The following is a 19028-nucleotide window of genomic DNA, read 5'->3' as shown; positions in this document are numbered from 1 at the left end:
TCGGGGACGCCGCGCCTCCAGCCTTCCCTCCTGTTTTCCGCATGACCGTAGGAGCGCCGATGCGCCGCCTTGTTGCCCTGGCCCTGTCCATCACCGCCGCGCTCGCGCCCGCCACGCTGACCCGCGCGGCCCCGGCCGCGCTGACTCCCGCGGCGGCGGCCACCGAGGCCGCCCACCAGGCGGGCATGGAAGGCTATCTGTACTTCTATCCGCTGGTCACGATGGACCTGACCCGCCGCCAGTTCACCCATCCGTCCCGCGGCAACGACGGCGCGCCGGCCAACACCTTTCTGCACGCGCGTGCGCTGCCGCAGCCGGGCGCCGCCACGCCCTGGGCCAACCCCGACATGCTGCGCAGCGTCGGCTGGCTGGACCTGACGTCCGGGCCGGTGGTGCTGTCGGTGCCGGATACCCAAGGCCGGCTCTATACGCTGACGCTGCTGGACATGTGGACCGACGTGTTCGCCACGCTGGGTAAGCGCAGCACCGGCACGGCCAAGGGCAATACCGTGATCGTTCCACCGGGCTGGAACGGCGTGCTGCCCTCGGGCATGGCGCGCATCGATGCGCCCACCGCCTATGTTTGGGCCAAGAATCTGATCCAGGCCGATGGGCCTGCCGATTACCCCGCGCTCCACGCCTTGCAGGACGGCTTCCTGGTGACGCCGCTGGCGCAATGGAACCTGCCCGCGCAGGCGCAGCGGTTGAAGGCCGATCCTTCCCTGAATCTGCGCATCCCCGTGCGCGAGCAGGTCGAATCCATGCCGACCGACGCCTACTTCGAATATGCGGCGGAGCTGCTGCGCAAGAACCCGCCGCATGCCACCGACCAGCCGGTGCTGGCCAGGCTGCGCGGCGCCGGGCTGGTCGCCGGCCGGCCATTCGACTTCGCCCAGCTCGACCATCCTGCCAAACAGGGCTTGCGCCGCGGCCTGCGGGCGGCGCGCGAGCGCATGACGGCGGCAGCCGGCGCCACGGTGCGCAGCGTCAACGGCTGGCACCAGGAAACCGCCAGCATCGGCGTCTACGGCAATTCCTATCTGCGGCGCGCCCTGGCGGCGCAGGCGCAGCCGGGCGCGGGCCTGCCCGAAGACCTGAGCGTGCTGCTGCTGGCGGCCGACAGCCAGGGCGCACCGCTGGATGGCGCGCATGGCTACACGCTGCATTTCGAAAGCGGCCAATTGCCGCCCGCCGCGGCGCTGTGGTCGCTGGCGGCCTATGACGCGCAAGGCATGCCGTCGGCCAATCCGCTGAACCGCTACGCGCTGGGCGACCGCGACCCGCTGCGCTACAACGCCGACGGTTCGCTGGACCTGCGCATCAGCCATGCGCCGCCCGCGCCCGAGGAACAGTCCAACTGGCTGCCGCTGCCTGCCGCCGGCGCGGTCAGCGTGCTGCTGCGCGTGTATGCGCCGGAACCCGCCCTGCTGGACGGATTGTGGACGCCCCCCGCCCTGCTGCGCGACGCCCCTCCCGAAGAAGCGACGCAAGAAACCCCGGAAGCCGCTGAAAAGACGCAGCCATGACAGGCGCCTGCCGCTACCATAGGCGTTTTATCCAAGATTGAACGCCCGCCATGGACGAAGCCTTTAGCCACCAATTGTCGATGACCATCCTGATGACGCCGGACATGGCGAATTTCTCAGGGAATGTGCACGGCGGAACCATCCTCAAGTACCTGGACCAGGTGGCCTACGCCTGTGCCAGCCGGTACGCCGGCCAATATGTGGTGACCCTGTCCGTGGACCAGGTCGTGTTCCGCGAACCGATCCACGTGGGCGAACTGGTGACCTTTCTGGCGGCGGTGAACTACACCGGCCGCACGTCCATGGAAATCGGCATCAAGGTCGTCACCGAGGACATCCGCAAGAAGCTCGTGCGCCACACCAACAGCTGCTATTTCACGATGGTTGCGGTGGATGATCAGGGCGCGCCGACCGCGGTGCCGCCGCTGGAACCGCGCAACCTGGAAGAGAAGCAACGCATGGAAGCCGCCCGGCTGCGCCGCGAACTGCGCCAGGAAATGGAACGCCGGCACGGCGAGATCAAGCGCGAAACCACGCACGACGCGCAACCCTGAAACGGAATTCCCTGCCCGCCCAAAACAAAACGAGCCCAGCGGGCTCGTTTTTTCATGCGCGGCCTTTGAGGCCAGGCCGCTTTCAGGCGCGTTCAACCGAGGCCGGCGGCGACGGCGGCGCGGCGGCGGGTTCGCGGTCGCGGCCCACCATGCGTTTCAAGCCCAGCCACTGCTGCGACCAGAAGCCGCGGCCGTAATCGCGCCCGCCCAGTTCCGCCTGCTGGTCATGAATGCCCGTGGGGCCGTAGCCCACGCCGAAGCGGGCGGTGCGGAACAGTACGTCCCAGATGGGAAACAGCGCCGCAAAGTTGTAGCCGCCCACCGGACCCGGCGTGGAGGCGTCGTAGGCGATGGAATGGTGGTGGCGGTGAAAGCGCGGACTGACCAGCAGGCGCTCGCCGATGGCGCCGAAATGCATGCGCAGATTGGCGTGCGAGAAACTCTGCGCCAGCTGAGTGATGGCCACCACCATGACGAACTGCGCCGGCGGCACGCCCACCAGTTGCGACACGAACACCACCAGCACGTCGCGCAGCATATCGTCCAGCAGGTGGTTGCGGTCGTCGCTCCAGATGGTCATCTGGCGCTGGCTGTGATGCACGGCGTGCAAAGCCCAGAGCCAGCCGAAACGGTGCTGGGCACGGTGGTAGATGTAGTCCACCGCGTCGAACAGCAACAGGTAGATGATCAGGCTGACCCAGGCCTTGTCCGTCACGCCGGGCCAGTACTGGTCCAGCTGGAAAGGCGCGAAACCCCAGACGTGCAGCTGACCAAACACGCTGTCCCACAATGGGTCGATGGTGAAGAACAGCAGCAGGCGGAAAGCGCCCAGCCGGTGGATCAGCGTGTACAGCACGTCGATGCCGATCTGGCGACGGTCGGTAACCGCCTCCACGGGGCGCAGGCGCTGCAGGGGACCGAACACCAAAACCAGCACGACAATCTGCAGCAGGCCGACCAGCAGCCACATGGTGGCGTCGTAGCCGTCCTCGATGAAGTTGCTCATGCCCAGGTGGAACAGCGCGGGCTGAATCGCCGTTTCGAAGAGCCATTGCTGGCACTCTCCGAACAATTGACTAAGCGTATCCATGATCAGTGATGATTAGCGATCCAATCGCGATAGGACGGGTGCGTGTCCAAGGTAGCAAAACAATAGCCCTTGCGCTGCAAACCTTCAATCAGCGGCTCCAGCACGGCTGGCGCCCACGGATCCTGGCGCGACCAGATGCCCAGGTGGGCCAGCAGGATGTCGCCGGGCTTGATGGTGCGCAGCGCCTGGTCCAGCAGGCGGGCGTTGGGGTATTTATCACTGGGCAGTTCATCGCCCAGGAAGCCGGCGGGCGCCCAGCCCACGTGCTCGAAGCCGCAGGCCTTGGCCGCCTTCAGCAGCGCAGGCGAGGTCTTGCCGCCCGGCGCGCGGTAGATCGGCAGCATGTTCTTGCCCGTCATCTGATGGAAACGGGTGACGGACCGCTTGATCTCGGCGCAATACTGCTCGGGCGTCCATTCGGCGCGCTTGCCCGCGTCCGGGCCGGCGCTGGGCTTGACGCGGAACTTGCCGCCAGGAAGATCCGCCTGCCAATAGACGTGGTCATAGGTGTGCGAGCCGAAGACATGGCCTTCGGCCGCGCGCGCCTTCCACCAGGGCGCCCACACGTCATCCAGGCTGGAGCCGTCGGTCAGCGTGCGCTCGTTGGCCAGGAAAAAAGTGACCTTGACGTTGTGCCGGGCCAATACGTCCGCGATCAGCGGGGCCACGCCCATGTGGCCGGTATCGAACGTCAGGTAGACAGGCTTGTCGCAGGTCGCTGGCGCTGCCATTCCCATGCTGGGAAAGGCCAGCGCAAGCATCACCGCGGCGTGGACGCGCTTATCTCGTAGGAGCATGGTTCAGCGTCCAGACGCCGTGAGGCGACTTGCCCACCGGCACCTGATTGACCACCTTCTTCTGCTCCAGGTCCACCACGGTGAGCTTGCGGGCCCAGCGCGAAGTGACCAGCAGGGTCTTGCCATCGGCCAGCACGTCCATGCAGTCGGGACCGCCGGGCACCGGGAAGGTGTCGGTGACGGCCAGCGTCTGCAGGTCGATGCGGCTGATGGAGTTGGCGGTGCGGTTGCTGACGAACAGGTGGCGGTGGTCGCCCTGCGCGCGGAAGGCGTGGGCGCCCGCGGCGGTCTTGATGCGCGTCACCAGCTTGGCCGGGCCGTTGCTGACGTCGTAGGCCTCGACGTAGGAGTCGCCGGTCAGCGCCACCAGCAGGGTTTTCTGGTCGGGCGTCAGGAATACGTCCGCAGGCGTCTTGCCCACCGACACCGTCCATTTCGGCGTCTGCGTGGCCAGGTCGATGGCGATGAGCTGATCGCTGTCCTGCAGCGTCACGTAGGCCGTGGTGCTGGCCTTGTCGATCATGATGTGGCTGGGCGTCTTGCCGGCCTGGATGCGCTTGACCAGTTTGAGGTCGAAGCCTTTTTCCAGCGGATGCCAGGAATAGATGTCGATGTGGTCCAGGCGGTTGGCCGCGGTCACGAACCACTTCATGTCCGGCGAGAACTGCAACTGGTAGGGATCGACGATGCCGGTCAGCGTGCGCTGCACTTCACCGGTCTTGGGATCCATCAGCGTGATCGAATCGCTGGTGGCGTTGGCCACCATGAGCGACTTTTCGTCGGGAGTCAGGTACAGGTGATGCGGCTCCTTGCCCGTGGGCACGCGCCGCAATTCCTTGTAGGTGGCCGGATCGACAATGCTGACGTTGGCGTCCAGGGAGTTCAGGACGAAAATCGGGGCCGAGGCCGCCGCGGCGCTAAGCGCCATCCCTACGCCGAAGAGGGCGTAGCGGACAAAATGCATGGGGTTCAATTTCTAGGTCCGGCAAAGGGGTATCGGGCAGGGTCCCGGTGCTCGCCATTTTAGGCACAGCGGCCTGACAAAAGGGCGTCGCGCTACCCGATGCGGACAAACGGACACGCCTGTTGCGACCCAGCAACAGGCGTGTCCCGATTACTCTTCGGAAGCCGGAAAAATCATTTGCTGCCAACGGGTTGCGCGTCGGCGTCGGTCCAGGTTCCGGCACTGATATCGCGTTCCCGCAAGGCCGCGGCGCGTGCCGCGGACGCGGGTCCCAGGTCGGCTTCCAACACGCGCCCGTCGGGACCGACGACGAAGGAGTCGATGCCCGTCTGCCCGTAGCGCGCCGGCCAGGCCACGATTCGGTACGAGCCTCCGTCCGCGCCCGGTATCACCTTGTACCGGTAGCCGTAGTAAGCGTCGTCCAGCGGCACCTCCGGCCCCATGCTGAGCGCGTCCAACCCGTAGGCCTGCTGCGGTGCGCCCGGCACCTCGGGCCAGTACAGCCCGTCGCGTTGTCCCGGACGGCTGACCAGGCGGCTCGCGTAGCGTCCCTGGCCCACGCTGTCCTTGTATCGCCCCTGCGCGGCCTGCAGCTCGCGCAGCGTTTCGATGGCGGTCAGTTCGTTGCGGCCGATGGCGCGGCGGCGGATTTCCGCCGTGCCCGCCGCCGGGTCGAAACGCCAGCCCTGCCCGGCGCGCACGATGGGTACGGGCAGGGTCCAGCCCGAATCCCCGACCGCCAGCCAGGAACGGCCGCCATCGGCCACGATCTCGTGCTTGCGCGACCAGGCCGCCAGGAAACGGTAGATGTCGTCCTGCGCCACGCCGCCCGGCACGATCTTGCGATGATTCGGCCCCAACACCTTGGCCAGTTTGTCGAGGTCACTGGTGGCCATGGCGTCGACGAAGGCGTCGGCGGCGGCCTGCGGACTCGGATAAAGGCTTTGCGCCGCGGCGGGGGCCGCAAGGCCCAGCGCCAGCAGCGACGCGGCGCCCAGCGCGCGCAAACGAGCAATGGTCATGAGAGTTCCCTTGTCCATGATGCTTATCTCCGGCCGCCGAAATGTCCGCCGCCGCCACCGCCGCGTCCGCCGCCCCCATGTCCGCCGCCGCGCGGGCCGCCACCGCCGCCGCGGCTCATCTCGCTGCGCGTGTGCTGCTGCCGCATCTGGTCGCCGTTGCCGGCGCCGCTCAGCGCGTTGGCGCTATTGGAAGCGCGGCCGCGGTCGCGTGCGGCCACTTCGTCGGCGCGCTGGCGCTGGGCCGCGGCCTGGCGGTCCTGCGTGGACACGCTGGAGGCAGGCCGGCTGTGCTGCGCCTGCCCGCCGCCCTGCGCCCGGTCGCGGGCGCCTTGTCCGCCCTGCCCGCCTTGTCCGGCCCGCTGCCCTTGTCCCTGCCCGCGATTGGCCGCGGCGTCTCCCCTGCCCGCCCCCTGGCCGCGCCCCGCGCCCGGTTCGGAATGGCCGGGTATGGACTGCCCGGTACGGCCTTCGAACGACTGCGCCGCGCGCTGGCGCGCGGCATCGCGGGAGTTCGGCGCTGCCGCTGCGCCCGGCGCGCGGCCCCCCTGCGCCCGGTTCTGCACGCCGGCCTGACGCTGGCTGTCGAAGCGCTGGCGGCTGGCCTGGTCGGCATACGGCGTATTGCCGCGGTTGGCCGGGTTGTGCTGCCAGGTCGTTCTATTGTTGTTGATGTTGTTGCGGTCGATGCGCTGGTTGACGTTGATGTTGTTGTAGCGGTTGACGTCGATGTCGACGTCGTTATGCCCCCAGTCGAACCCGCCCCACATGGAGTTGACCGCAGCCACGCCCAGGCCGAAGCCGATGCCGGCCACCAGCGAGGTGGCGAACACCGAGCCCGGAGGCGGCGGATAGTAGTAAGGCGGATAGGAGGGATAGGCCCAGGTGCCGTACACCACCGTCGGGTTGTAGCTGGGCACGTACACCACCTGCGGATCGGCCGGCTCGATCACCACGACGGTCTTGTCGTTGGTGGTGCTGGAGGTGACCTTCTGCTGCGGCGTGCTCTTCAGGTTGCCGGCCTTCTGCGCCTGGACGCGCAGCCGCTGGACCGAATCCATGACGGCGTCGGGCTGCGCCAGGAAGGCGTCGCCCACGGATTTCACCCAGTCAGGCTGGCGGCCCATCATGTCCATGACCGAGGGGAAGGCCACCAGGGATTTGACGCTGGGATCCCAGGACTCGCCCTCGACCGCCTTGACGGCCTGGTCTCCGGATTCCGAGGTGTGGGCGGCCGACCATTTGGCGGCCGCCGCGACATCGTCGGGGTAGGTCGCACCCATGAGGATTTGCGAGAGCAGCGAATCCGGATACAGCGCCACGGGCGCCATCAACTGATCCAGTTGCGCGTTGTCCAGCTTGGTCTGCGCCGTGGCGGGAAGGCAGACCGCCAACCCCAGGCATAACCAGCCGATGAACCATTGTTGCAGTCGACGCATTTTCCGTTCTCCGTGTATCGCCAAGCGTAAAGCCACAAGCCAGGAGGAACTGCCGGATATCGCGCTGACAATATATGCCTAACCCCGGCGCAGGGGAAGCGCCGGCGTGGGTCTGCCTCGGTTCACAGTTTGGCGACGGAAACCTCGGTCGCCTTGACGAAAGCCAGCACCTCGGTGCCGACCTCCAGGCCCAACTCCTTGACCGACCGCGTAGTGATCACCGAGGTCACGATGCCGGCCGGCGTATCCACGTCCACCTCGGACACCACCGGACCCAGGATGATCTCCTTGATCTTGCCGCGGAACTGGTTGCGGGCGTTGATGGATTGAATGCTCATGGTCTTGCTCCTGGGGTAAAGGGCGGCGTCATGCCGCCCATGGGGGAATCGCCGGGCGCGGTTTCAGACCGCCAGCCTCAGGTGCCGGATCTGGAGGACGGGTGCCAAGGGCCGGCCAGCGTCCGGCGTGTCTTGTTGACGCAAGGCGGCGCGCAGCACGCGGGCCTCCAGGGCGGCGACAGCGGCCGAACCGCGCACGCGGGGACGCGCCAGGCCGACGCGCTCGTCCAGCGCCACGCCGCCTTCGTCCAGCACCAGGATGCGGTCCGCCACCGCCACGGCCTCGGCCGCGTCGTCGGTCGCCAGCACGGCGGTAAAGCCCTGCTGGCGCCAGAGATCCTCCAGCAGCCGCTGCGCCTCGATGCGGCTCAGCGAATCCAGCTCCTGGAAAGGCTCGTCCAGCAACAACAAGCCGGGACGGCGCGCCAGGGCCCGGGCCAGCGCCACGCGCTGGCGCTGCGGTTCGGATAGCTGCGCGGGCCACTCGCCGCCGCGGCCGTCCAGTCCGACCTGCCGCAACGCTTCGGCCGCCGGCCCCGTGCCGGGCAACCCCAGGGCGACGTTGTGCAGCACGGTCTTCCAGGGCAAAAGGCGTGAGTCCGACAGCAAGAGACGCACGCGGGCGTCGGGCTCCCAGACGGGAAAGTTGTCGAACAGCAGCGGCGGACGGCCCGGCTCGCCACCTTGCTCGCCGCTGGGCACAAGCTTGCCGGCCAGCAGATGCAGCAAGGTGCTCTTGCCGCTGCCGGCGCGCCCGACCACGGCCACGAACTCGCCGGCCGCGATCTCCAGGTCCAGCGGCTGCAAGGCAATGCGGTCGCCGTGGCGCTTGGCGAGCTTGCGCAAGGTCACGCGCAGCGCAGCCTGCGGCTCGGCCTCGGGCGCTTCGTCCGGCTCCGTCGGCTGGCGCACGTCCAGGTGCTGCAATAGCTCGAATTCGTTGGGATTGATGAACATCATCGCGGCCTCCAGCGCAGCAGCCAGCGCTCCAGCGCGCTTACCAACGCCCCCGAGCCCACGCTGAGAGCCGCGTAGAGCGCAATCGCCAGCAACAGCGTCGTCGCACCCGGCGGACCGCTGCCCAGCCATTGCGGAATTCCCAATCGCGTCGGCGTCGCGAACAGTTCCAATGCGATCAGGGTCAGCCATAGAAGTCCCAGCCCCTGCCTCAGGCCCGTCAGGATGAACGGCAATGCGCCCGGCAGCAGCACATGCCAATAGAGCGCCCAGCCGTTCAAGCCATGAGACCGACCGGTTTCGACCAGCGCCGGATCCGCCGCGCGTATGCCGCGCACCGTCTGGTACAGGAGCGGCGCAAGCAGGCTCAACGCCGGCAGCGCCGGCCTGGCCGTCTCGCTGCCGCCCAGCCAAAGTGCGGCGAGTAGCGCGCCTCCCAGCCAGCGCAGAGCCGGGGCGTCGGGAGCGTTGCGGGCGTGGGCGCGGCGCATCGGTCAGACGCTGAAGGCGCCCGCCAACGCGAGCCGGCCCAGATCGTAGGATGGGCTGGAAACGGCGACGCGCGGCAAGACCAGCTCGGACAGACGCTCCACCGAGTCATCCAGCCGCCGGCTGACCTCCCCGTCTATCTCGCGCGCGCCGAATTCGTCCAGGCGAACCTGCGTATCGGTGGCGTAGACGCCCGCCAGGATGTGGCGCGCGCCCAGCGCTGACAGCACGGGCTTCAAGCCATACTCCAGCGCCAACAGATGCGCCGGGCTGCCCCCCGTGGCGATGGGCAACACCACCTTGCCGGCCAACGCCTTGGGATCCAGCAGGTCCAACACCGCCTTCAATCCGCCGGAAAAGGAAGCCTGGTAGACCGGCGAGGAAATCACCACCGCGTCTGCCGCCGCCACGCGTGCGCGCAGCGCGTTGGCCGCGGGGCCGGCGTAGTTGCCTTCTATCAGGTCTTCGGCGGGGATATCGCGCAAGCCCAGTTCTCCCACGCTCAAGCCCCGCCGCTGCAGGATCCCGGCGGCGTGCCGCAGCAGCACCGAGGAACGGGAGCGCTGCGATGGACTGCCGGCGATGGCAAGGACGCGGGCGTGAGCCTGGTGACGTGGCGATGACATGAAGGGTTGTTTCCGGCGGTGGGTTCAAGGAGTCGAACCGATTCTGTCATCGCCGCGCGGCGCCGAAAAATACTTAGTCGATATGAGGTTATGTTGAAGCGCGGGTTCGGCCGCTTTGGGAAATATGCGAAGACTGCCGCCCGGGCGCCTCGTCCGTATGCAGGACTGGCTTGCACCTGGCGGCGAGCCTATACTGGATTGGCTAGTTGCTCCCGATTCCTTTTCCTAAAGGAGAGGCAACATGTATAAGCACCTGCTCGTCGCCGTGGACGGCTCCCTGCTGTCTGAATCGGCTTTCAAGCGCGCTCTTGTTTTCGCCAAGGAAATGGGAGCCACCGTCACGCTCATCCGCGCCATTCCGGAGGACCATCTGCTGGTCTACCAGGCCGAAATGCTGGGCACCACGCAGGCGCACCACACCGACCAGGCGCGCAAGAATGCGCAAACCTACCTGGACAACCTGGAAATGGAAGCGCGCCACGCGCTGGTGCCGTGCAATGCCGTGGTCACGGTCAACGACCATCCGCACGAAGCCATCGTCGAGGCGGCGCAGAACCAGGGCTGCGACCTGATCGTCATGGGTTCGCACGGCCGCCACGGCATGACGGGCTTCCTGCTGGGCAGCGAAACCCAGCGCGTGCTGGCGCGCACCAAGCTGCCGGTGCTGGTGTACCGCTAGGCGCGGCCGCTCAGGCCGCGGCCAGCGCGTGCTGGAAGGTGAAGCTGTCGGAGTACATGTGATCCAGGCTGGCGCCGCGCGCGGCCAGCAGGCTCTTGGCTTCGTGGATCATGTCCGGCGCGCCGCACAGGTAGAAGGCGTGCTCGGACAGATCCTGGTGGTCCTCCAGGACCGCCTGCTGCACATGGCCGCGGCGGCCCTGCCAATCGGCGCCCGCGCGCGACAGCACCGGCACGAAGTTGAATTCGTACAGCCGCCCCGCCCAGCTTTCGATCTCGTCGCGCAGATACAGGTCTGCTTCGGTGCGCATGCCCCAGTAGAGCGTGACGGGCGGGCAGTCCTCGTTGTCCAGCAGCGATTCCAGGATGGCCTTGATCGGCGCGATGCCGGTCCCCGTGGCCATCATGATGAGCGGCCGCCAGTCTTCCTCGTGGTAGCTGAATACGCCCAGCGGCGCTTCGATCTCCATGCCGGCGCCGGCTTGCGCCTGGCCCAGCCACTGATCGGTGTAACGGCCGCCGGGAATGCGACGCACATGGAAATCCACCAGGTTGCCGGCGGGCGCCGAAGCCATGGAAAAGCTGCGCGTCTCGCCGTCGGGCAGCACCACGTTCATGTACTGGCCCGGCACGTACTCCAGGCCCGCTTCTGGCAGCGCCAGCGTCAGGTGGATGACGTCATCGCAGAAGCGCTCGATGCGGTGGATGGTGGCGGGCAGGCGGCGCGGTTCGGGAAACGACTGCCGGCTGCTGGCCACGCTGATGCAAAGATCGCCCAGGGGCCGGGCCTGGCAGGCCAGCGCGTAGCCTTCGGCCGCTTCTTCGGTTGTCAGGGCCATGGGGAACTCTTCGTACTCCACGGCGCCGGATTCCAGCTTGATGCGGCAGGTGCCGCAGCCGCCGAAGGTGCACTCGTGCGGCAGCTTCACCGCCGAGCGTTCGGCGGCCTGCAGCACGGATTCGCCTTCTTCGACCTGGAACGACTCGTCGGTTTGCAGGATATGCACGCGGTATGCCATGGCCGGCCTCGCTTATTTCTTGATGTCAGCCTCGACCAGCACTTTCATGCCGCGCGGCTCCAGCAGCGTCGCCAGTGCCGCAAGCGCGGCCAGACCAGCCTTGGTGTCCTGTTCGCCGTTGCCGCCGCTCAGGCCCACGCCGCCGATCACTTCGTTGTTGACCACAATGGGAAAGCCGCCGACAAACACGGCGAACTTGCCGTCAAAGCTCCACTGGATGCCGAACGCTTCGTTGCCGGGCAGCGCGGGACCGTTGGGCGGCGTGTTGAACAGATGCGTGGAACGCTTGTGCCCGGCCGCTGTGAATGCCTTGTTCCAGGCAATCTGCGGGCCGGTGATGCGGGCGCCGTCCATGCGTTCCAGCGCGATGGGATAGCCGCCGTCGTCGACGATGCAAATCGTCTCCAGCACGCCGATCTCTTCCGATTTGGCGATGGCCGCGCGCACCATCACGCGCGCTTCTTCAAGTTCCAGACGATAGACCTGCTTCATGGGGATGACCTCCTTTGCTTGCGTGTAGGGACCGCAGCCTCAGCCGGCGCGGTAGACAGTCTTGATCTGCGTGTAGAACTCCAGTCCCACGCGCCCCGATTCGCGGAACGTGGAAGTGCTGGAGTGCTTGAGTCCGCCGAACGGCGCGTTGATCAGGTTGCCGGTGGTGGTCCGATTGATCTTCACGGTGCCGGCCTGGATGTCGCGGGCGAAACGGTGGGCATAGCGCGCATCGGTGGTGGCGATGGCGGCCGACAGGCCGTATTCGGTGTCGTTGGCGCGGGCAATGGCGTCTTCGTAGCCGTCCACTTCAATCAGCGCGATCACCGGGCCGAAAATCTCTTCACGGGCGATGCGCATCTGCTGCGTGACGTCGGTGAACAGCGCGGGCGACACGTAATAGCCGCGCTCGAACCCGGCACCCGTCAGGCGGTCGCCGCCGTACAGGTGCGTGGCCTCCTGCTTGCCGACCGCCACGTAGCCCAGCACGTTGTCCAGCTGCTTGGCGGTGGCCAGCGGCCCCAGGTCGAAGTTGCCGTCCAGGCCGTTGCCTATGGTCAGCGTCTTGATGCGGGCCAGCAGCTTGTCGGTGTAGGCCTGGCGCACGCGCTTGTCCACCAGCACCCGGCTGGTGCCGGTGCAGGCCTGGCCGCTGAGCGAAAAGCCGCCCTTCACAGTCAGGTCCACGGCGCGGTCCAGGTCGGCGTCCGCCAGCACGATCAAGGGATTCTTGCCGCCCAGTTCCATCTGCGTGCGGGTGGTCAGGCCGGCGGTCCGGTGTATCTGCTCGCCCGCGGCGGTGGAGCCTGTAAAGGAAATCGCCCGTACCGCGCGCGCACCGGTGATGGCCTCGCCCACGGCGCCGGCCGGGCCGGTCAGGAAGTTCAGCACCCCGGCCGGCAGGCCTGCCTGCACGAAGGCTTCGGTCAGCCGGTAGCCCGACATGGGCGCGTCGGACGAGGGCTTGAACACCACGGTATTGCCCGTGATGAGCGCCGGGGCAATCTTGCGGGCGGGGATGGATATAGGGAAGTTCCAGGGGGAAATCACCGTCACCACGCCCAGCGGTTCGCGCTGGCTGTAGACCACCATGTCCGGATCGTCGTTGGGATAGGTTTCGCCCGTGAATGACTGCCCTTCCACTGCGTAGAAGCGGATCGTCTGCGCCGAACGCAGCACCTCGTCCCGGGCCAGGTTCAGGCTCTTGCCCTCTTCGCGGGTCAATTCGCGCGCGATGTCGTTGGCGTGGTCTTCCAGGTACTGGGCCGCGCGGAACAGGATGGCGGCGCGCTTGGAGATCGGCGTATCGCGCCAGCCGGCGAAGGCGGCCTCGGCGGATGCCACCGCCTGGCGGGCGTCTTCGGCGTCCGACACCTGGAAACGGCCCACGATGTCGCTGGTGTCGGCCGGGTTGATGTTGGGCGCCGTCTTGCCGGTGCCGCTGGGCACCCAGCTGCCGCCGATGTGGTTCAGGAATGTTTGCTGCGAGAGATCGTCCACGGAAGCTCTTCCTTAGTCTGCGCCCGTCTGGCCGCAAGTGCCTGGGCGGGTTGGCTTATGAACATTGTATACTTTAATCAATATGGATCGATACGTGTAAACCCCTGCTCCGGACAGGTCGCCACCTGGAAAAAAGGGTCCCCGCAGGGACCCCCAAAGCAGCGCCACAAACAGGTATCAGCTCCAGATCAGCACGGCGCAGATCGTGGAGACGAACAGCGCCAGCAGCACCGGCACCAGCAAGGCGCGCACCAGCGACAACACGTTCACCCGCGCAAAGCCCGCCACCGCGATCAGCGAGGACCAGGCGATCAGCGTGCCGCCGCCCGTCCAGACCGCGCCCATCTGGCCCACTGCCGCCAGCGTCGCCGGGTCCACGCCCACTACAGGGCCCAGGGCGCCGGACAGGGTGCCGGTCAGGGGCAGGCCGGCGAAGCCCGATCCGTCGATGCCGGTGATCATCCCGACCAGCAGCACGCCGAACGCCACGAGGAAATGGTTTTCGGGGATCAGGTGCTGGCCGGCGGAGATCACCTCGAACAGCAGGCCCGGCGCCTGCGCTTGCGGCACGCCCAGGATCTGCGCGGCGGTTTCATTGGCGCCCACGAAGAAGAAACCCGCGATCGGCAGCACCGAGCCCATGGCCTTGAAGGCGAACACGAAGCCGTCGGTGACGTGTTCCGGACAGACGTCCAGCATCTTGCGCGGGCCTTCCGCGGCCAGGGTCACCAGCATCATCACGACAAAGGCCACGCCGCCCACCAGCGCCGCCGCATCGCCGCCGCGCAGCGCGGGCAGGGACGGGAACAGGCGCGGCAGCACCATGACCGCGATCACCGCGAGAAAGGCCAACGGCGTCACCACGGCAAAGGTCTTGGACCAGCGCACGCGGCGGCGCTCTTCGTCGCTCAGGGCCGGGCCGCTGGGCAAGGCAGGGTCCGCGCCCATGGTGCCCCGGGCCAGCTCGGCCTTGTCGAAGGAGCCGGACTGTTCGATGCGCGCCAGGCTGCCGTCCTGCGCGCGGGCCTGCCAGGCGGACAGGAGCCCCGCATCGGCCGGCACGATGTGCTTGCGGATCAGCAGGTAAGCGGCCACCAGCGCGACCCCGCCGGTGATGAGCGATAGCACCAGCGCGCGGTCCGCGACCACGGCGGCGCTGACCGCCGCCCCGGCAGCCTTGGCGCTGATGCTGGGCGCCACGCCGATCACGTAGTCCGAGGACAGCGCCATGCCCTGGCCGGCGATGGCGATGGCCATGGCGCCCGCCAAGGGTGGCAGGCCCGCCGCGATGGCCGCGGGCAGCAGGATGGCGGACACCAGCGGCACCGCCGGCGTCGGCCAGAAGAACAGCGAGATCACATAAGTACAGAGGGCGATGATCAGGAAGGACGAATGCCCGCCCCGCATGACGCGGCGAAACGGCTGCACCATGCGCACGTCCGCCTGCAGGGTTTTCAGCGCATTGAGCAGCGCCGTCATGAAGGTGATCACCAGGAAGATGTTGAAAAGCTCCTTGGCCGCCACGAAGCTGGCCGAGAAGATGCCTATCAGGGCGCTGATCGGATTGCCCGTGATGGCCAGCACCACCAGAAAGGTGCCGATGACCGACGGCACCACCACGTTGGCCCGCAGAATCATCGTCAGGATGATGGCGGCCACGCTGATCAGGTACATCCAGTGAGCAGCGTTGAGCACTACGTCCGCTTGCATGTGCTATTCCCCTTGTATGCGTGGCAGTTATGTCGCCACGTTCGGTATACTATATTTCGTTTGTAGTCATACCAATCAAAATATGCAGCGCCTAGGGAAAGCGATAATTCTGAAAAATCCATGAATAGCGCCGAAAAATCAGGGGATTACCCTAGTTTTTGAAGCACTTCATGAAATTCGGAAAAATCCTGGATAGACTATCGTATACATAGTAAAGACTACTCCAGGCATGCCATCCTCCCTGCCGTATCCCGATCTTCTGCAGTACGCCACCATGGCCGCCGTGGTGTTCGGCGCCGCGATCGCGCAGGGCGTGGGCGGCGTGGGCTTCGCGATGTTCGCCGCGCCGGTGGCGGCCATGTTCTTTCCGCAGTTGGCGCCGGGGCCGCTCTTGACGCTGGGCGGCTTCATTTCGCTGCTGACCGCATTGCGCGAGCGGGCCGCCATCGACTGGCCTTCGGTGTCCTACGCGCTGGCGGGACGCGCCGTCGGTACGCTGATCGCGATCTACGCCATGACGCGCTTCGCGCCGCAGGCGCTGGGGGTGCTGTTCGCCGCCCTGATCCTGGTGGCCGTGGCGCTGAGCGCGGCCGGCCTGCACTTTTCCGCCACGCCTGGACGCGTGTCCGGCGCGGGCGTGGCCTCGGGCATCATGGGCACCATGACCTCGGTGGGCGCGCCGCCCATCGCCATCGTGATGCAGCACGCGGCGCCGCCGCGCCTGCGCGCCACGCTCGGCATGGTGCTGTTCCTGGGATCGATCTTCTCGCTGGCCATGCTGGCATGGGCCAAGCGGTATACGGGCTATCACGCCGGACTGGCGCTCAGCCTGGCGCCTTTCCTGCTGGCCGGTTTTGCGGTCTCCAACCGGCTGCGCCACCGTCTGCCGCCGCGCGCGGTGCGCGGCGTGCTGCTGGCGGTATGCGCCTTGGGCGCGCTGGGCGTACTGGCCAAGGCTTTTTGGGGACACTGATGCGGTGCGCCCCCCAAGCCATGCAGCTACACCCGGTAATACAATGGAGACTGTATCCATTAAGCCAAACCTGCTCGCCATGACAACCTCACCCGTCAGCCCGCAAGCCGCAGCAACGCAGCATTCCGCCTCGCTGAAGATCGGCGAGCAGCATCCGCAGTTGTTTGCCGTCATCCGCGACAAGCTGCGCGAGCGCATCCTCAGCGGCGAGTTCACGCCCGGCGACCGCCTGGTCGAGGGCCGCCTGTCCGAGGAAATGGGCGTCTCGCGCATCCCCGTGCGCGAAGCGCTGCGCGCATTGGCCGCCGAAGGCCTGGTGACCATCGAGCCGCGCCGCGGCGCGTCCGTGTCGGTGCTGTCCGACGCCGTCGCCTACGACATGGTGGAGGTGCGCGCCACGCTGGAAGGCCTGAACGCCAAGCTCGCGGCGCAGCGCCGCGATGAGAAAACCGTGGAACGCCTGCAGGCCTTCCTGCGCGAAGGCACGGAAGCGGCGCGCGGCGAACAGCTGGACAAGTTCCTGGCGCTGAATTCCCAGTTCCACGAAATGCTGGCCACCATCGGCGGCAACGTGGTGCTGACCGACCTGATGCGTTCGTTGCGCGACCGTACGGCGCTGCTGTTCGCGCCCAGCAATATGCTGCGCGCCAAGCAGAACTGGGATGAGCATTCCCAGATCCTCAACGCCGTCATCGCCGGCAACGGCGACCTGGCCGCGCTGCTGGCCAGCCAGCACGTGCATAACGCCGCCAAGGCCTATACGGAAGCCCAGCAGCAGCCGCACGCGTCGGTGGCCTGAACGGGCCTACCGCGCCTGAAACTCATCACACCGAGCCGGCCGCGCGGCCAGGAGCCAGCGCCGGTCGGCCAGGGCCTTGCAGCCCTCAGGTCGCCGCTTCCACGGGATCGGACGCCGCGCCGACCACCACGCCCTTGCCGTTCTGGATCACCCACGACACCTTCACATCGCCATTGACGAAGGTCTGGCAGGCCATGCGGTAGCCGGCCTCGAAGTCTTCGGGACGCAGATGCTTGCGCTCCTTCGGCTTGATGGCGTCGGTGTTTTCCAGCCCTTCCTCGATGCGGCACTTGCAGGTGCCGCACAGGCCGCCGCCGCACTTGAAGGGAATGCCGCCCTTTTCCTTGAGCGACACGCGCAGCAGATTGCTGTTCTCGGGCGCCGTGGCGACCTTGCCGCCATTGGAGATGAATGTGATCTGGACCATGTTGTTCAGTGCTCCGCGGCGACCGCGCCGGAGCGCAGCGTCAAGGTCGATTCCATGCTGCCAAAGCGCGTCAGGTGGGCCAGTTCCTTGCGGGCGGCTTCCACCGACGCGAACTTCTCCAGGAATTTGGAGGGCACGCGGTTCACCACGTAGGGCGGCGTTTCCTCGGTGACGATGAGCTTGGTGTCGCCATGCAGGCGGGCGATGCGGTAGACGGCCAGCGCGCGGCCGTAGAACGCGTAATCGTAGGTTTCAAGGATATCCACCGCGCCATCGTCCGCTTCCGTGCGGAATACGCCGGGCTTGGTGGTCAATATGACGTATACCGGGTCCATTGCCGCTACGCCTCCACGTCCTGGACCAGCTCGATATCACTGGTAAGCCAGAGCTGGCACGCCAGCCGGTAACCCTGGTCGATGCGTTCGCCCAGCTGCTTTTTTTCCTTCCAGTTCACCGGCGGCAGATGCTCGGCCCCGGCCAGCACGCGGCAAGCGCATTTGGCGCACTTGCCCATGCCGCATTCGTAGCGCAGATGCGGATACGGAAACTGCTTGATGCCGGCCCGCACCACCAGGTTGGTGTTGTCCTTCACCACGTCGGTGTAGGTCTGGCCGCCCTTATGAAACACGATGGTAGGCATGGATACTCTGCTCTGGGGTCTGCGGGGCCGCGGCCGTCCGGCGCGAAAGCGCCAGACGGCCTTGCGGTGTGCTCAGGCGGCAAGGCCCAGTTCGGGCAGCGTGATTTCCTGCTGCACGTAGTCGGTGTAGAGCGCGGTCGTGTACAGCAGCCGCATCTGCGCGCCGATCTCGCAGATCTTCAGGCAGCGCTGCTGCAGGTCCACCGTGTTGGCGTGCTCCAGCACGATCTGGTAGCCGCGTTCGCCGTGGATTTCGTCGGACACGATGTGCAGGTCGAAGAACTCCACTTCCTCGTCGGTGAAGCCGTACTTCTCGCGCAGGGTCGGGGTCTGCTTGCGGTAGATGGACGGCACTTGCGATTCCAGGCCCACCACCAGCCCGGCCACCGCCACGATGGGGTCCTCGCGCATGGCCACGGCGTAGCACCAGCTTTGCAGGGCGCGCGTGGTGGGCGACATGTTGTCGGGGTTGGTGACGCGTTCGCGGGTGGTGCCGCAGGCTTCGGCAAAGCGGATCAGCAGGTCCGTGTGGCGGTCGCCCCCGATTTCCTCTTCATACATATTGGCCAGCAGGAAGTCCTTGGCCTCGGTGTAGGAATCGGGCGTGCGGGCGTACAGATAGCCCAGGTAGTCGGCGAACGGGCCCACGTAGTGGTAGTGGTTCTCGGCCCAGCGCTGCAGATGCTGGCGGCTGAGCTTGCCTTCTGCCCAGGCGATGGAAAAGGGCGAAGCGTTGGCGCTCTTGCCCTTGATCGCGTTTTCCAACGCGGTACGGAATTCATCTCGGTTCATCAGTTCAGCCATGACTCGCTCCAGGTCCATTGGTGAGGATTCCAGGCTGGTCTAAGCCCGGGTATGTTGAACATTGTATACCGTCTACTATTTTGAACTGCTAGGGCAATCCCGGAGATTGGTCAAACGCTGCCCAATAAACAGGGACAGTCTTTATGGATCAATGACTTGGCGTGCGCACGCGGGGGCTGGCCGGAAT

22 protein-coding genes are annotated in these 19028 nt (G+C 66.6%); 5 read left to right on the top strand and 17 right to left on the bottom strand.

Annotated elements, in window-relative coordinates; genetic code table 11:
* The first annotated feature begins 59 nt into the window (after positions 1-59).
* Positions 60-1526: a DUF1254 domain-containing protein gene (locus IB258_RS17440; RefSeq protein WP_192352949.1), complete on the top strand. Its 1467-nt coding sequence runs from the start codon at positions 60-62 to the stop codon at positions 1524-1526.
* A gap of 50 nt (positions 1527-1576) precedes the next feature.
* On the top strand, positions 1577-2080 hold the full coding sequence (locus IB258_RS17435; RefSeq protein WP_119451221.1) for an acyl-CoA thioesterase: 504 nt from the start codon (positions 1577-1579) through the stop codon (positions 2078-2080).
* An 82-nt stretch (positions 2081-2162) separates the two neighbouring features.
* On the opposite strand, the gene IB258_RS17430 is transcribed toward IB258_RS17435, so the two are convergent.
* The 9 genes from IB258_RS17430 to ssuE form a co-directional block, all read right to left on the bottom strand.
* Positions 2163-3170, bottom strand: a complete 1008-nt coding sequence (locus IB258_RS17430) for a sterol desaturase family protein (protein WP_054455301.1) — start codon at positions 3168-3170, stop codon at positions 2163-2165.
* 2 nt (positions 3171-3172) lie between these two features.
* On the bottom strand, positions 3173-3967 hold the full coding sequence (locus IB258_RS17425) for a polysaccharide deacetylase family protein (RefSeq protein ID WP_166738279.1): 795 nt from the start codon (positions 3965-3967) through the stop codon (positions 3173-3175).
* Entirely contained in the window at positions 3951-4931 is a 981-nt protein-coding gene (locus IB258_RS17420; RefSeq protein WP_054455303.1) for a beta-propeller fold lactonase family protein, read from the bottom strand. Before IB258_RS17420 ends, IB258_RS17425 begins: the two co-directional genes overlap by 17 nt.
* A gap of 173 nt (positions 4932-5104) precedes the next feature.
* Entirely contained in the window at positions 5105-5971 is an 867-nt protein-coding gene (locus IB258_RS17415) for a DUF2950 family protein (RefSeq protein ID WP_054455305.1), read from the bottom strand.
* Between the two features lie 5 nt (positions 5972-5976).
* Positions 5977-7389 (bottom strand): DUF3300 domain-containing protein, encoded by a 1413-nt coding sequence (locus tag IB258_RS17410; protein ID WP_054455307.1) that lies wholly within the window; start codon positions 7387-7389, stop codon positions 5977-5979.
* Positions 7390-7511: 122 nt separating this feature from the next.
* Positions 7512-7727: a molybdopterin-binding protein gene (locus IB258_RS17405; protein ID WP_054455309.1), complete on the bottom strand. Its 216-nt coding sequence runs from the start codon at positions 7725-7727 to the stop codon at positions 7512-7514.
* 63 nt (positions 7728-7790) lie between these two features.
* The gene (locus IB258_RS17400; RefSeq protein WP_192352948.1) at positions 7791-8687 is read right to left on the bottom strand and encodes an ATP-binding cassette domain-containing protein; all 897 of its coding nucleotides are present in this window, start codon (positions 8685-8687) and stop codon (positions 7791-7793) included.
* The gene (locus IB258_RS17395) at positions 8684-9175 is read right to left on the bottom strand and encodes an ABC transporter permease subunit (protein WP_119449914.1); all 492 of its coding nucleotides are present in this window, start codon (positions 9173-9175) and stop codon (positions 8684-8686) included. Before IB258_RS17395 ends, IB258_RS17400 begins: the two co-directional genes overlap by 4 nt.
* Before the next feature lie 3 nt (positions 9176-9178).
* Positions 9179-9799, bottom strand: coding sequence for an NADPH-dependent FMN reductase (gene ssuE / locus IB258_RS17390; RefSeq protein ID WP_054455313.1), 621 nt, complete (start codon positions 9797-9799; stop codon positions 9179-9181).
* A gap of 241 nt (positions 9800-10040) precedes the next feature.
* On the opposite strand from ssuE, the gene IB258_RS17385 reads away from it, so the two are divergent.
* Entirely contained in the window at positions 10041-10478 is a 438-nt protein-coding gene (locus IB258_RS17385; RefSeq protein WP_054455315.1) for a universal stress protein, read from the top strand.
* A 10-nt stretch (positions 10479-10488) separates the two neighbouring features.
* On the opposite strand, the gene IB258_RS17380 is transcribed toward IB258_RS17385, so the two are convergent.
* The 4 genes from IB258_RS17380 to IB258_RS17365 all read right to left on the bottom strand — a co-directional run bounded on the left by IB258_RS17380 (position 10489) and on the right by IB258_RS17365 (position 15198).
* The gene (locus tag IB258_RS17380; protein WP_192352947.1) at positions 10489-11496 is read right to left on the bottom strand and encodes a 2Fe-2S iron-sulfur cluster-binding protein; all 1008 of its coding nucleotides are present in this window, start codon (positions 11494-11496) and stop codon (positions 10489-10491) included.
* Between the two features lie 12 nt (positions 11497-11508).
* Positions 11509-11988 (bottom strand): heme-binding protein, encoded by a 480-nt coding sequence (locus IB258_RS17375; protein WP_013391063.1) that lies wholly within the window; start codon positions 11986-11988, stop codon positions 11509-11511.
* A gap of 39 nt (positions 11989-12027) precedes the next feature.
* Complete coding sequence (locus tag IB258_RS17370) at positions 12028-13488, bottom strand: aldehyde dehydrogenase family protein (RefSeq protein WP_054455318.1); 1461 nt, start codon at positions 13486-13488, stop codon at positions 12028-12030.
* A 177-nt stretch (positions 13489-13665) separates the two neighbouring features.
* A complete protein-coding gene (locus tag IB258_RS17365; RefSeq protein WP_175162036.1) occupies positions 13666-15198 on the bottom strand; it encodes a hypothetical protein in 1533 nt (510 codons plus the stop codon).
* A gap of 229 nt (positions 15199-15427) precedes the next feature.
* On the opposite strand from IB258_RS17365, the gene IB258_RS17360 reads away from it, so the two are divergent.
* Complete coding sequence (locus IB258_RS17360; RefSeq protein ID WP_054455320.1) at positions 15428-16171, top strand: sulfite exporter TauE/SafE family protein; 744 nt, start codon at positions 15428-15430, stop codon at positions 16169-16171.
* A 79-nt stretch (positions 16172-16250) separates the two neighbouring features.
* Positions 16251-16970: a GntR family transcriptional regulator gene (locus IB258_RS17355; protein ID WP_054455322.1), complete on the top strand. Its 720-nt coding sequence runs from the start codon at positions 16251-16253 to the stop codon at positions 16968-16970.
* An 85-nt stretch (positions 16971-17055) separates the two neighbouring features.
* Here the strand turns inward: IB258_RS17355 and IB258_RS17350 are convergent, their stop codons facing one another.
* The 4 genes from IB258_RS17350 to IB258_RS17335 all read right to left on the bottom strand — a co-directional run bounded on the left by IB258_RS17350 (position 17056) and on the right by IB258_RS17335 (position 18841).
* Positions 17056-17406, bottom strand: a complete 351-nt coding sequence (locus tag IB258_RS17350) for a 2Fe-2S iron-sulfur cluster-binding protein (RefSeq protein ID WP_054455325.1) — start codon at positions 17404-17406, stop codon at positions 17056-17058.
* The gene (locus IB258_RS17345) at positions 17403-17732 is read right to left on the bottom strand and encodes a hypothetical protein (protein ID WP_054455326.1); all 330 of its coding nucleotides are present in this window, start codon (positions 17730-17732) and stop codon (positions 17403-17405) included. The genes IB258_RS17350 and IB258_RS17345 overlap by 4 nt, the downstream gene beginning before the upstream one ends.
* A gap of 5 nt (positions 17733-17737) precedes the next feature.
* Positions 17738-18037 carry a 2Fe-2S iron-sulfur cluster-binding protein gene (locus IB258_RS17340; protein ID WP_054455328.1) on the bottom strand — a complete coding sequence of 100 codons (300 nt, stop codon included), beginning with the start codon at positions 18035-18037 and terminating at the stop codon, positions 17738-17740.
* A gap of 72 nt (positions 18038-18109) precedes the next feature.
* Positions 18110-18841: a TenA family transcriptional regulator gene (locus tag IB258_RS17335; protein ID WP_054455904.1), complete on the bottom strand. Its 732-nt coding sequence runs from the start codon at positions 18839-18841 to the stop codon at positions 18110-18112.
* Positions 18842-19028 lie beyond the last annotated feature (187 nt).

The sequence above is a fragment of the Achromobacter sp. ACM02 genome (assembly GCF_014851605.1).
In the GTDB taxonomy this organism is placed as follows: domain Bacteria; phylum Pseudomonadota; class Gammaproteobacteria; order Burkholderiales; family Burkholderiaceae_B; genus Achromobacter; species Achromobacter aegrifaciens.
Note: the sequence above shows the minus strand (reverse complement) of the source record. Positions and strands in the feature narration are given on the sequence as shown.